Origin of the sequence: Cellulomonas sp. IC4_254, from assembly GCF_011603975.1 — a bacterium.
GTDB lineage: Bacteria > Actinomycetota > Actinomycetes > Actinomycetales > Cellulomonadaceae > Cellulomonas.
This window is the reverse complement of record NZ_JAANNB010000122.1, coordinates 1-12,057: the sequence shown is the minus strand read 5'-3', so window position 1 is coordinate 12,057 and position 12,057 is coordinate 1. Positions and strand designations below refer to the sequence as shown.

At 74.9% G+C, this 12,057-nt stretch carries 10 protein-coding genes; 8 read left to right on the top strand and 2 right to left on the bottom strand.

Features of this window, described 5'->3' with window-relative positions; genetic code table 11:
• The 7 genes from cycA to G6556_RS12485 form a co-directional block, all read left to right on the top strand.
• Window positions 1-1,479 (top strand): D-serine/D-alanine/glycine transporter (gene cycA, locus G6556_RS12515; RefSeq protein WP_166941805.1); only part of this gene is annotated, 1,479 nt, incomplete at its 5' end.
• Window positions 1,480-1,489: 10 nt separating this feature from the next.
• Window positions 1,490-3,283, top strand: a complete 1,794-nt coding sequence (gene metG, locus G6556_RS12510) for a methionine--tRNA ligase (protein WP_166941803.1) — start codon at window positions 1,490-1,492, stop codon at window positions 3,281-3,283.
• Window position 3,284: 1 nt separating this feature from the next.
• A complete protein-coding gene (locus G6556_RS12505) occupies window positions 3,285-4,274 on the top strand; it encodes a TatD family hydrolase (protein ID WP_166941801.1) in 990 nt (329 codons plus the stop codon).
• 139 nt (window positions 4,275-4,413) lie between these two features.
• Window positions 4,414-5,631: a ubiquitin-like domain-containing protein gene (locus G6556_RS12500; RefSeq protein ID WP_166941799.1), complete on the top strand. Its 1,218-nt coding sequence runs from the start codon at window positions 4,414-4,416 to the stop codon at window positions 5,629-5,631.
• Window positions 5,632-5,932: 301 nt separating this feature from the next.
• A complete protein-coding gene (locus tag G6556_RS19945) occupies window positions 5,933-7,192 on the top strand; it encodes a ubiquitin-like domain-containing protein (protein WP_346774869.1) in 1,260 nt (419 codons plus the stop codon).
• 36 nt (window positions 7,193-7,228) lie between these two features.
• On the top strand, window positions 7,229-8,215 hold the full coding sequence (locus G6556_RS12490) for an rRNA adenine dimethyltransferase family protein (RefSeq protein ID WP_166941773.1): 987 nt from the start codon (window positions 7,229-7,231) through the stop codon (window positions 8,213-8,215).
• A 76-nt stretch (window positions 8,216-8,291) separates the two neighbouring features.
• On the top strand, window positions 8,292-9,236 hold the full coding sequence (locus G6556_RS12485) for a 4-(cytidine 5'-diphospho)-2-C-methyl-D-erythritol kinase (protein ID WP_346774868.1): 945 nt from the start codon (window positions 8,292-8,294) through the stop codon (window positions 9,234-9,236).
• Here G6556_RS12485 and G6556_RS12480 read toward each other — a convergent pair.
• Both G6556_RS12480 and G6556_RS12475 read right to left on the bottom strand, forming a co-directional pair.
• Complete coding sequence (locus G6556_RS12480) at window positions 9,233-9,952, bottom strand: head GIN domain-containing protein (RefSeq protein WP_166941771.1); 720 nt, start codon at window positions 9,950-9,952, stop codon at window positions 9,233-9,235. The genes G6556_RS12485 and G6556_RS12480 overlap by 4 nt on opposite strands.
• 142 nt (window positions 9,953-10,094) lie before the next feature.
• The gene (locus G6556_RS12475; protein ID WP_166941769.1) at window positions 10,095-11,282 is read right to left on the bottom strand and encodes an aminotransferase class I/II-fold pyridoxal phosphate-dependent enzyme; all 1,188 of its coding nucleotides are present in this window, start codon (window positions 11,280-11,282) and stop codon (window positions 10,095-10,097) included.
• A 91-nt stretch (window positions 11,283-11,373) separates the two neighbouring features.
• Here G6556_RS12475 and aroD point away from each other — a divergent pair.
• Window positions 11,374-12,057, top strand: a 684-nt coding sequence (gene aroD, locus G6556_RS12470; protein ID WP_166941767.1) for a type I 3-dehydroquinate dehydratase, incomplete at its 3' end; no start/stop codon positions are given.

Genomic DNA, 12,057 nt, shown 5'->3' with positions numbered 1-12,057 from the left:
GCACCGGCCGCAGCCGACACCGCGCCCGCCCCCGAGGACCACCTCCAGCGCGGCCTCAGCAACCGGCACATCCAGCTCATCGCCATCGGCGGCGCCATCGGCACCGGCCTGTTCCTGGGCTCCGGCCGGACGATCTCCTTGGCCGGCCCGTCGGTGCTGCTGGTCTACGCGGTCATCGGCTTCATGCTGTTCTTCGTCATGCGCGCCATGGGCGAGATGCTGCTGTCGAACCTGGAGTACAAGTCGTTCCGGGACATGGCCGCGGACATCCTCGGGCCGTGGGCCGGGTTCCTCACCGGCTGGACGTACTGGTTCTGCTGGATCGTCACCGGCGTCGCCGACGTGGTGGCGGTCTCCGGGTACGTCGCCTTCTGGGCCCCCGACCTGCCGCGCTGGCTGCCTGCGCTGGGCCTCGTCGTGCTGCTCCTCGCGCTCAACCTGGTCGCGGTGCGGCTGTTCGGCGAGCTCGAGTTCTGGTTCGCGATCGTCAAGATCGTCGCGATCGTCGCGCTGATCGCGGTCGGCGTGGTGATGATCTCGATCGGCTTCCAGGGCGCCGACGGCGTCACGGCCTCGCTCGCCCACCTGTACTCCGACGGCGGGTTCTTCCCGCACGGGTTCACCGGGTTCCTCGCGGGGTTCCAGATCGCGATCTTCGCGTTCGTCGGCATCGAGCTGGTCGGCACCACCGCCGCGGAGACCCGCGACCCCGCCCGCACGCTCCCGCGCGCCATCAACGCGATCCCCGTCCGGGTCCTGCTGTTCTACCTGGGCGCGCTGGTCGTGATCATGGCGGTCACGCCGTGGCGCAGCATCGACCCGGGCGAGAGCCCGTTCGTGGCGATGTTCGCGCTGGCCGGCCTGCCCGCCGCCGCGGGCGTGATCAACCTGGTCGTGCTGACCTCGGCGGCGTCGTCGGCGAACAGCGGGATCTTCTCGACGTCCCGGATGCTCTACGGCCTGGCCGAGGACCGGGAGGCGCCCGCGGGCTTCGGCCGGCTGTCGCGCCGGCACGTGCCCGCCCGCGGCCTGGCGTTCTCCTGCGCGTGCCTGCTGCCGGGCGTCGTGCTGCTGTACGCCGGGCGGTCGGTGATCGAGGCGTTCACGCTGGTGACGACCGTCGCGACGCTGCTGTTCATCGTGGTGTGGACCGTCATCCTGGCGTCGTACCTGGTGTACCGCCGCCGGTCGCCGGAGCTGCACGCGGCGTCGGCGTTCCGGATGCCCGGCGGCCGGGTCATGTGCTGGGTGGTGCTGGCGTTCTTCGCGGCGATGGTCGTCGTGCTGGCGCTGGAGCCGGAGACCCGGGTGGCGCTGCTCGTCATGCCGGTGTGGTTCGGGGTGCTCGCGGTCGCCTGGGCGGTGCTGCGCCGCCGCGGCGTCGTCGGACCCGGCGGCCGCCCCGCGCGCCCCGTCGGCGCCACCGCGGACGACGCCGCCGGTGAGACCGGTCGCGAGCCCGCCCGCGCGGCTCACTAGGATCGACGCCATGTCCCGCATCCTCAGCGCTGTCGCCTGGCCCTACGCCAACGGCCCGCGCCACATCGGTCACGTCGCCGGCTTCGGCGTCCCCTCCGACGTGTTCAGCCGCTACATGCGCATGGCGGGGCACGACGTCCTCATGGTGTCCGGCACCGACGAGCACGGGACCCCGATCCTGGTGCAGGCCGAGCAGGAGGGCGTCAGCCCGCAGGAGCTGGCCGACCGGTACAACCGCGTCATCGTCGAGGACCTGACCCAGCTCGGCCTCTCGTACGACCTGTTCACCCGCACCACGACCCGCAACCACTACGCGGTCGTGCAGGAGATGTTCCGCACGGTGCACAAGAACGGGTACATGGTCGAGCAGACGACCATGAACGCGATCAGCCCGTCGACCGGCCGCACGCTGCCGGACCGGTACATCGAGGGCACCTGCCCGATCTGCGGCTACGACGGCGCGCGCGGCGACCAGTGCGACAACTGCGGTAACCAGCTCGACGCGATCGACCTGAAGAACCCGCGCAGCCGGATCAACGGCGAGACGCCGAAGTTCGTCGAGTCGAACCACTTCTTCCTGGACCTGCCGGCGTTCGTCGACGCGCTGGGCGACTGGCTGCGCACCCGCACCGAGTGGCGGCCGAACGTCCTCAAGTTCTCGCTGAACCTGCTGGACGACGTGCGCCCGCGCGCCATGTCCCGGGACATCGATTGGGGCATCCCGATCCCGCTGGAGGGCTGGGAGGACAACCCGTCCAAGCGGCTCTACGTGTGGTTCGACGCCGTGATCGGCTACCTGTCCGCGTCGATCGAGTGGGCGCGCCGGTCCGGCGACCCGGAGGCGTGGCGGCAGTTCTGGACGGATCCCGAGTCGCTGTCCTACTACTTCATGGGCAAGGACAACATCACCTTCCACTCGCAGATCTGGCCGGCCGAGCTGCTCGGCTACGCCGGGGGCGGGTCGAAGGGCGGCGAGCCCGGCGTCTACGGGAGGCTCAACCTGCCGACCGAGGTGGTGTCGTCCGAGTTCCTCACGATGGAGGGCAAGCAGTTCTCCTCCTCGCGCGGCGTCGTCATCTACGTCCGCGACATGCTGAGCCGGTACCAGCCGGACGCGCTGCGGTACTACATCTCGACCGCGGGGCCGGAGAGCCAGGACGCCGACTTCACCTGGGCGGACTTCAAGCGCCGCACCAACGACGAGCTGGTCGCGGGCTGGGGCAACCTGGTCAACCGCACGGCGAGCATGATCCACAAGAACGTCGGGGCGATCCCGGAGCCGGGCCCGCGCACCACGCGCGACGAGGACCTGCTCGCGACGACCACCACGGCGTTCGGCCGGGTCGGCGAGCTCATCGGCACGCACCGGCACCGCGCGGCGATCGGCGAGGCGATGCGGGTCGTCCAGGAGGCCAACCGGTACATCTCCGAGACCGAGCCGTGGAAGCTCAAGAACGACCCGGAGCGCCTCGGCACCGTGTTGCACACCGCGGCGCAGGCCGTGAGCGACTGCAACACGCTGCTGTCGCCGTTCCTGCCGCACTCGGCGCAGGCGGTGCACGAGGCGCTGGGCGGCACCGGCACGTTCTCGCCGCTCCCGCGCATCGACGAGGTCACCGACCTGGACGACGCATCGCGGCAGTACCCGGTCATCACCGGCGACTACCGGCTCGGCGAGACGCTGCCGGCGTGGCGGCCGCGCGCCGTGGTGCCGGGCACGCCGGTGGCGAAGCCGACGCCGGTGTTCACGAAGCTCGACGACGACGTGGTGGAGGCCGAGCTCGACCGGCTGCGCCAGGGCTGACGTGGCGCGCAGCCGCAACCGCCCCACGGGCTGGGCCCCGTCGCCGGAGCCGCTGCCCGTCGCCGTCGTCGACGACCACACCCACCTCGAGTCGGTGCTGGACGTCGTCGCGGCGGCGGGCGCGGACGCCGACGAGCCCGCCCCCGCCACGCTCGACGACCACCTGGACCGGGCCGCCGCGGTCGGCGTGCCGCGGATGGTGCAGGTCGGCTGCGACCTCGACGCGGTGGCGTGGACGGACGCCGTGCTCCGGGTCGACGGCGACGCCGGGGCGGACCCGGCGAGCGCCCCGGCCCCGCTGCGCCCCGGCCGGCGCGCCCTGCTCGGCGCCGTGGCGATCCACCCCAACGAGGCCGTGCTGCACGCCGGCGTGCACGAGGTGGCGCCCGACGGCCTCGACCCGGACCCGCAGCCGCGGCACGACCTGGACCTCGACGGCGCCCTGGCGCGGGTGGCCGCCGTCGCCCGGGCCAACGACCGGGTGCGCGCGATCGGCGAGACCGGACTCGACTTCTTCCGCGCCGGCCCCCGCGGCCAGGCGGTGCAGCGGGAGGCGTTCCGCGCGCACGTCGCGCTCGCCAAGGAGCTCGGCCTGGCGCTGCAGATCCACGACCGCGACGCGCACGACGACGTGGTCGACGTGCTGCTCCGCGACGGCGCGCCCGAGCGCACGGTGTTCCACTGCTTCTCCGGCGGGCCGGCGCTCGCCGAGGTGTGCGCCCGCGAGGGCTGGTACGCGTCGGTGGCCGGCCCGGTGACGTACGGGGCGAACGACGACCTGCGCGCCGCGGTGCGCGCCCTGCCGCTCGACCTGCTGCTCGTCGAGACCGACGCGCCGTACCTCACGGCGCACCCGCTGCGCGGCCGCCCGAACGCGCCGTACCTGGTCCCGCACACCGTCCGGCGGCTGGCCGCCGAGCGGGGCCTGGCCCTGGCCGACGCGTGCACGGCCCTGGCCGCGACCTCGGAGCGCGTCTACGGCACCTGGTGACGGGCCCCGGGGGCCCCGCCCGGAGGGGTGATCCCGCGGATCTCGGGTTCCCCTTCGGATCACGAATCGGTTACGGTCGGGAGGCTGTACCGGCGTGAGCCCCTCCCTCCCGCCGACCCGACCCGCTGGAGCCCCCCGCGTGCCTGCGCCCGAGACGCCCGTCGTCCTCGCCTCGAGTCCGACGCACCGCACCACCCGCCGCTCGCGCGCGCTCCGGTACGGCGCGCAGGGCCTCGCGCTCGCGCTGGTGGCCGGCGCGACGACCGCGTTCGTCGGCCTGCACAAGACCGTGACCGTCGAGGTCGACGGCACCGCGGTCGAGGTGAGCGCGTTCGGGCGCACCGTCGGCCAGGTGCTCGCGGCCGGGGACATCCAGGTCGGCGACCGCGACCTGGTGGCCCCGGGCCTGGACGAGCCCGTCGGCGACGGCGCGCAGATCGTGGTCCGGCACGGCCGGGAGCTCGACGTCCAGGTCGACGGCCAGGACCGCACCGTGTGGACCACCGCGCTCACGGTCGGCGAGGCCGTCGAGGGCCTGGGCCTGCGGGACGACCAGGCCCTGCTGTCCGCGTCCCGGTCCGCGGGCCTGGAGCGCGGCGACGTGCTGCGGGTGTCGACCCAGAAGACCATCCACCTGGCCGTCGACGGCCAGGTCATCGACGGCGTGAGCAGCGGCGGCACGGTCCGCGACGCGCTGCGGGACATCGGCCTGGTGCTGAACGAGGGCGACCGGGTGTCCGTGCCGCTGGACGCGACCGCGACCGACGGCCTGGTGGTCCTCGTGACCCGTGCGGCGACCGCCGGCGAGACCGTCACCGAGGCCGTGCCGTTCGAGGAGCAGGAGGTCGAGGACCCCACGCTCGTCAAGGGCACCCGCAAGGTCGCGACCCCGGGTCGTGCCGGCGTCCGGACGACGACGTACAGCACGGCGACGGTCGGCGGCACGGTGGTCGACCGGCAGGTGGTGGCCTCGGCCGTCACGGTCGAGCCGGTGACGCAGGTGGTCAAGGTCGGCACGATGGAGCTCGCGTCCGGCGTCGACATCTCGGTCTCGCCCGGCAGCGCGCAGGACATCGGCAAGCAGCTGGCCGCCGCGCGGGGCTGGGGCGACGACCAGTTCGCCTGCCTGGTGCAGCTCTGGAACAAGGAGAGCGGCTGGCGCGTGAACGCGGAGAACCGCTCCTCGGGCGCCTACGGCATCCCGCAGGCGCTGCCCGGGTCGAAGATGGCGAGCGTCGCCGCCGACTGGCGCACCAACCCGGCCACCCAGATCACCTGGGGCCTGAACTACATCGCGGGCCGGTACTCCACGCCGTGCGGCGCCTGGTCGGCCTCCCAGGCCAAGGGCTGGTACTGACGGGGCCCCACCGGCCGCCGCGCTGACCTGCGGCCCCGCCCCGACCACTTGGCACATGGTCACGAATGGGTTACGGTCGCGTGTCGCTCGTGACAGACCGGGGCCCTCCCCCCGCGAGCGCACCCGCGCAGCAGTGCGCGGGGCATGACCGCCGGATCGGGGATCCGGGACCGCCGGGTGCGGCACCTCCCTCCAGGTGCCGCCGCAGCCGCGGGGCCGTCACGGCCCGGGCACCGGTGGGTGACGCCCACGTGCGCCGCGCCCGCCCCCCGTGCCCGGGACCGCCGTCGTCTGGAACCACGTGACCTCCCTCCTCCGTCGCGCCCGTACGCGCCTCGCCGCCACGCCCGCCGCCCTCCGCACCCGCGTCGTCCACAACACCGACCCCGGGTCCGCCGGCACCGAGCCCGACGGCGACCGCCGGTCGCGCCGGGGTCGCGTGCGCCTGATCGGCGCCGCGACCGCCGTGGTCGTGCTCGCCACCGGCGGCGTCGCCGTCGCGGACGCCCACAAGACCGTGACGCTCGACGTCGACGGCGTCGCCACCACGGTGTCGACGTTCTCCGGCAGCGTCGACGGCCTGCTGGCCGAGCAGAAGCTCGAGCTCGGCTCCCGCGACACCGTCACCCCGTCGGGCGCGCTCCAGGACGGCGTCGACGTCGTCGTCCGCCACGCCCACCAGGTGACGATCAACGCCGACGGCGCCGAGCAGACGGTCTGGACGACCGCGCTCACCGCCGACGAGGCGCTGACCATGCTCGCGACCCGCGGCGACGACGTCCGCCTGGTCGCGTCCCGCTCGGCCGCCGGCGGCCGTCCGGACCTGTCGCTCGACCTCACGCTCGACGGCCCCGCCGCGGTGCAGGTCGACGGCGCGACGCACCCCGTCCCCGACGGCAGCACCACGGTCGCGGAGGCGCTCGACGCCCTCGACGTCACGCTGCAGCCGCTCGACCGGGTCAGCGTGCAGCGCTCCGGCGCCACCGTCACCGTCGTGGTGAACCGGGTCGTGATCCAGGACGTCACGACCACGCACGAGGTGCCGTTCAACGCGGTCGAGCAGAACGACGCCGCGCTGTACGTCGGCGACTCGAAGGTCACCACCGCCGGTGTGGCCGGCGTGCGGACCGTCGTCGAGCGCGTCACCACCGTCGACGGCCAGGAGACCGGCCGCGAGACGCTGTCCGACGCCGTGACCCAGGCGCCGGTCGACCAGGTGACCAACATCGGCACCAAGAAGAAGCCGGTCGTCACCACCCCGAAGGCGACGTCCTCGGCCCCCGCCACCGCCGGCACCCCGGCGGTCGGCGGCGGCGACGCGGCGGGCCTCAACTGGGCGGCGCTCGCCGCGTGCGAGTCGGGCGGCAACCCGTCGATCGTCTCGGCGTCCGGCAAGTACCACGGGCTGTACCAGTTCTCGGTCGCCACGTGGGCCGCCGTCGGCGGCAGCGGGCTGCCCTCGCAGGCCTCGGCCGACGAGCAGACCGCCCGCGCGCAGATGCTCTACAACCGCTCCGGCGCCGGCCAGTGGCCGGTCTGCGGGTCGCGGCTGTTCAGCTGACGTCGCACCCGCGGGCGGCCGGGTAGGCTCGCCCGCATGTCCTCCAGCACCGGCCCCGTCGCACCCGCGGCGGGGCCGTTGCTCGGTCCGGCCGAGATCCGCGCGCTCGCCGAGCGCGCCGGCATCCGCCCGACCAAGACCCTCGGGCAGAACTTCGTGCTCGACGGCGGCACCGTCCGCAAGATCGTCCGCCAGGCCGACGTGGTCGCCGGCGAGCGGGTCGTCGAGGTCGGGCCGGGCCTCGGCTCGCTGACGCTCGGGCTGCTCGAGGCCGGGGCCGACGTGGTCGCGGTCGAGATCGACCCGGTGCTGGCCGGTCTGCTGCCCGACACCGTGCGCCGGCACGTCCCGGGCGCGGTCGTGGACACGGTGGACCTGCCCGACGTGCCGGTGCCCGGTGCCGCGGGCGCCGCGGGCGACGCGGGCGACGCGCCCGACCCCGGTCCCCCGCCGCACCCCGCGCTCACGGTCGTCCGCGGCGACGCGCTCGACGTGCGCGCCCTGCCCGGCCGGGCGCCGACCGCGCTGGTCGCGAACCTGCCGTACAACGTCTCCGTGCCGGTGCTGCTCACGTTCCTCGAGCACTTCCCGACGCTGGAGCGGGTGCTCGTCATGGTGCAGGCCGAGGTCGCCGACCGGGTCGCCGCCCCGCCGGGCAGCCGCACCTACGGGGTGCCGTCGGTCAAGGCCGCCTGGTACGCCGCCGCGCGCCGCACCGCGACCGTCGGCCGGTCGGTGTTCTGGCCGGTGCCGAACGTCGACTCCGCGCTCGTCCGGCTGGACCGGCGAGAGCCGCCCGCCACCACCGCGAGCCGCGAGGAGGTGTTCGCGGTCGTCGACGCCGCCTTCGCGCAGCGCCGGAAGATGCTCCGCTCCGCGCTGGCGACCCTCGCCGGCGGCTCCGAGGCGGCGACGCGCGCGATCACCGCCGCCGGCGTCGACCCCCAGGCCCGCGGCGAGGCCCTCGACGTCGCCGCGTTCGCCCGGGTCGCCGAGCAGCTGCGCGCGCCCGCGGCGGGCTGACCTCGCGCGACGCCGGGCTCCCGCGCGACCTGCTCGGGACGCGCCGGACTCGCCCGGACCTGGCACAGTGGTCCCCGTGACCGACCTGCGCCTCGCCCCCCGCACCGGCCGTGAGGTCCGCGTCCGGGCGCCCGGCAAGGTCAACCTGTCGCTCCGCGTCGGTCCGCGCCGCGCCGACGGCTACCACCCGCTCGCGACCGTGTTCCAGGCCGTGTCCGTGTACGAGGACGTGGTGGCCTCCGCGTCGCCCGACGTGCGCGTGACCGTGTCCGGACCGCAGGCGGACCGGGTGCCGACCGACGCCAGCAACCTCGCGCTCCGGGCCGCGCGGGCGCTGGCCGCCCGCACCGGCGTCGACGAGGGCGTGCACCTGCACCTGCACAAGGCGGTCCCCGTCGCCGGGGGCATGGCGGGCGGGTCCGCGGACGCGGCCGCCGCGCTGCTCGCCTGCGACGCGTTGTGGGGCACGGCGCTGAGCCGCGAGGATCTGCACGAGGTCGCCGCCGAGCTGGGCTCCGACGTGCCGTTCCTGCTCATGGGCCAGACCGCCGTCGGCTCCGGCCGGGGTGACCTGCTCACCGCCGCGCTGAGCCGGGGCGAGTACCACTGGGCGTTCGGCGTGCGCGACGAGGGCCTGTCGACCCCGCGGGTCTACGAGGAGTTCGACCGGCTCGCCGCGGGCCGCGACGGCCTGGACGCCGACGGCGACGTCGCGCTGCTGCAGGCCCTGCGGGCGGGCGACGCCCCCGCGCTCGGCGCCCTGCTGCACAACGACCTCCAGGACGCGGCCGTCGAGCTCGCGCCCGGGCTGGTCGAGACGCTGGCGGTCGCGGAGGACGCGGGCGCGCTGGGCGTCGTCGTCTCCGGGTCCGGCCCGACCGTCGCCGCCCTGGCCCGCAGCCGGCAGCACGCCCTCGTGATCGCGGCCGCCATGACCGCCGCGGGGGTCGCGGACTCGGTGCTCACGGCCGCGGGCCCGGTGCCGGGTGCCCGCCTGGTCGCGGGGTCCGACGTCCTCTAGTCCGCGCGGACCACGTCCCCGGAGCCGTCGACCTCGCTGGTCACCTCCGGGTCGCCGGTGTACGTCACCGTGCCGGAGCCGCCGATCGAGGCCGCCAGCCGGCGCTCGGCGTGCACCTCCACCGAGCCCGACCCGCCGATCGACGCGTCCACCTCGTCCGCGCGCAGGTCCTCCGCGTCGATGCTGCCGGAGCCCTCGATGCCGAACGCGGCCGACCCGGTGCGGCCCGACAGCTCGACCCCGCCCGACCCGTCGATCGCGGCCTGGACCTGCTCGGCGTCGACCCCGTCGATCTCCACGCTGCCGGAGCCCGTGATGCTGACCCGCAGCACCGCGCCGGACACGTCGGACCCGGTCACGTCGCCCGAGCCGGAGACGACGACCTGCTGCAGCTCGCCGAGCACCAGCTCGTACTCCACGTCGCCGAGGTCCTGGAAGCCGAACGACCCGCGGGCGTCGAGCACCAGCACCCCGTCCCGCACCTCCTGCACCAGCCGGTCCTGCGCGCCCTGCGACGCGCGCACCATCAGCGACGGGGTGTCGCCGCGCCGCACCGTCAGGTCGCCGGACGCGGCCAGCTCGACCGACGTGACGTCCTCGACCTCGACCTCGCGGGTCACCGTCGGCCCGCCACCGCCGCCCACGCACCCGGTGAGCGCGAGCACCAGCCCCGCACCGACCACCCCTGCCGTCGCCGCCGTCGTCCGCCGTGCCATCGTCGCGCTCCTCGTGCCTGGCGCGGGGCAGTCCCCCGCGTCGCGGTCCGAGCCTCGCAGGTGGCCGCACCGCTCCGACATCCGGGAGCCCCCTGAGCGCACCCTGAGGACGACCCCCGGGGTGCGTCCGCGCAGGTGGGGGTCAGGACCCCAGCCGGGTCAGCCCGCGGCGCAGCCCCCGCACCGCCTGGCCGATCCGCTGCTCGTTCTCGATCAGGGCGAACCGCACGTGCCCGTCGCCGCCCGGCCCGAACCCGACGCCCGGCGACACCGCCACGTCGCAGTCCCGCACCAGCATCTCCGCGAACTCGATCGACCCCATCTCGCGGTACGGCTCCGGGATCCGCGCCCAGGCGAACATGGTGCCGCGCGGCCGCAGGATGTCCCAGCCGATCCGGGACAGCCCGTCGACCAGCGCGTTCCGCCGGCTCTCGTAGACCGCCGACAGCTCCGCCGGGTACTCCGTCGCCTCGTTCAGCGTCACGGTCGCGGCGATCTGGATGGGCTGGAACGTCCCGTAGTCCAGGTACGACTTGAGCTTCGCCAACGCGCCGACCACGTCCTTGCGGCCGACCAGGAACGCCACCCGCCAGCCCGCCATGGAGTACGACTTCGTCATCGAGTACAGCTCGACCGCGACCTCGGTCGCGCCGGCGCACTGCATGATCGACGGCGGGGTCCAGCCGTCGAAGCACATGTCGGCGTACGCCAGGTCGTGCACCAGGACGACGTCGCGCTCCCGCGCCCAGTCGACGAGCCGCTGCAGGTCGTGCCGCTCGATCGTCGTGGTGGTCGGGTTGTGCGGGAACGACAGCACGATCACCCGCGGCTTCGGCCAGCCGAGGTCCCACGCCTCCATCACGCGGTCGACGTAGCCGGCGCCGTCCGTGCCGTCGCCGATCGGCACCTGCCGGGCGTCGGCCCCCGCGAAGTACGGCCCCCAGATGTGGATCGGGTACGACGGGGTAGGCACCAGCGCCGCGTCGCCGGGCTGCAGCAGCACCCACATGAGGTGGCTGAACCCCTCCTTGGCACCGATGGTCGAGATGATCTCGGTGTCCGGGTCGAGCGTGACGCCGAACCGGCGCAGGTAGTGGTCGGCGACCGCCTGGCGGAGCTTCGGGATGCCGCGCGACGCCGAGTACCGGTGGTTGCGGGTGTTGTGCGCCGCCTCCGCCAGCTTCTCGACCGCGACCTGCGGGCTCGGCAGGTCGGGGTTGCCGAACCCGAGGTCGACCACGTCCCGGCCGGCGCGGCGGGCGTCGACCTTCAGCGTGTCGATGATCGTGAACACGTAGGGCGGCAGGCCGGGGATGCGACGGAACTCCATGGCCCGACGCTAGTGCGCCCGGTGGCCCCGGTGGTGTGCGCCGCGCGCGCGAACCGGCATGATGCAGTGTCCGTCGAGGAGGAGCCCACCCATGACCAGCAGCGCGGCGCCCGCGCCGACCCCGGTGACCGTGCGCGGCACCGTGATCGGCACCGGCCGGCCCAAGGTGATCGTGCCCCTGACCGGCGGCACCGCCGAGGAGCTGCGCGCCGAGGCCGCCGCCGTGGTCGCCGCCGCGCCCGACGTCGTCGAGTGGCGGGTCGACCACCTGGCCGGCGGGCGCGCCACGCCGGAGGAGGCCGCCGCGGCGGGCACCGCGCTGCGCGCCGCCGTCGGCGGGCTGCCGCTGCTCGTCACCGTCCGCACCGCGCAGGAGGGCGGCCTCGCGGACGTCACCGACGAGGTGTACGTCGCGGTCTACCGCGCCGTGCTCGCCACCGGGGTCGCCGACCTGCTCGACGTCGAGGTCATGCGGGACCCGGGCACCGTCCGCACCCTCGTCGACCTCGCGCACGCGGCGGGCGTCGCCGTCGTCGCCTCCAACCACGACTTCGACGGCACGCCGCCGCGCGACGAGATCGTCCGCCGGCTGCTGCTCATGGCCGAGCGGGGCGCGGACGTGCTCAAGATCGCCGTCATGCCCCGGGACCCCGGCGACGTGCTCACGCTGCTCGCCGCCACGTGGGAGACCGCGCAGCGCACCGGGCGGCCGCTCATCACGATGTCGATGGCGGGCGCGGGCGTGGCCTCGCGGGTCGCGGGCGGGGCGTTCGGG

Coding starts and splice junctions, on each gene's coding strand:
- metG (WP_166941803.1), top strand. CDS start 1,490: ATGTCCCGCATCCTCAGCGCTGTCGCCTGGCCCTACGCCAACGGCCCG.
- G6556_RS12490 (WP_166941773.1), top strand. CDS start 7,229: ATGTCCTCCAGCACCGGCCCCGTCGCACCCGCGGCGGGGCCGTTGCTC.
- G6556_RS12480 (WP_166941771.1), bottom strand. CDS start 9,952: ATGGCACGGCGGACGACGGCGGCGACGGCAGGGGTGGTCGGTGCGGGG.
- G6556_RS12475 (WP_166941769.1), bottom strand. CDS start 11,282: ATGGAGTTCCGTCGCATCCCCGGCCTGCCGCCCTACGTGTTCACGATC.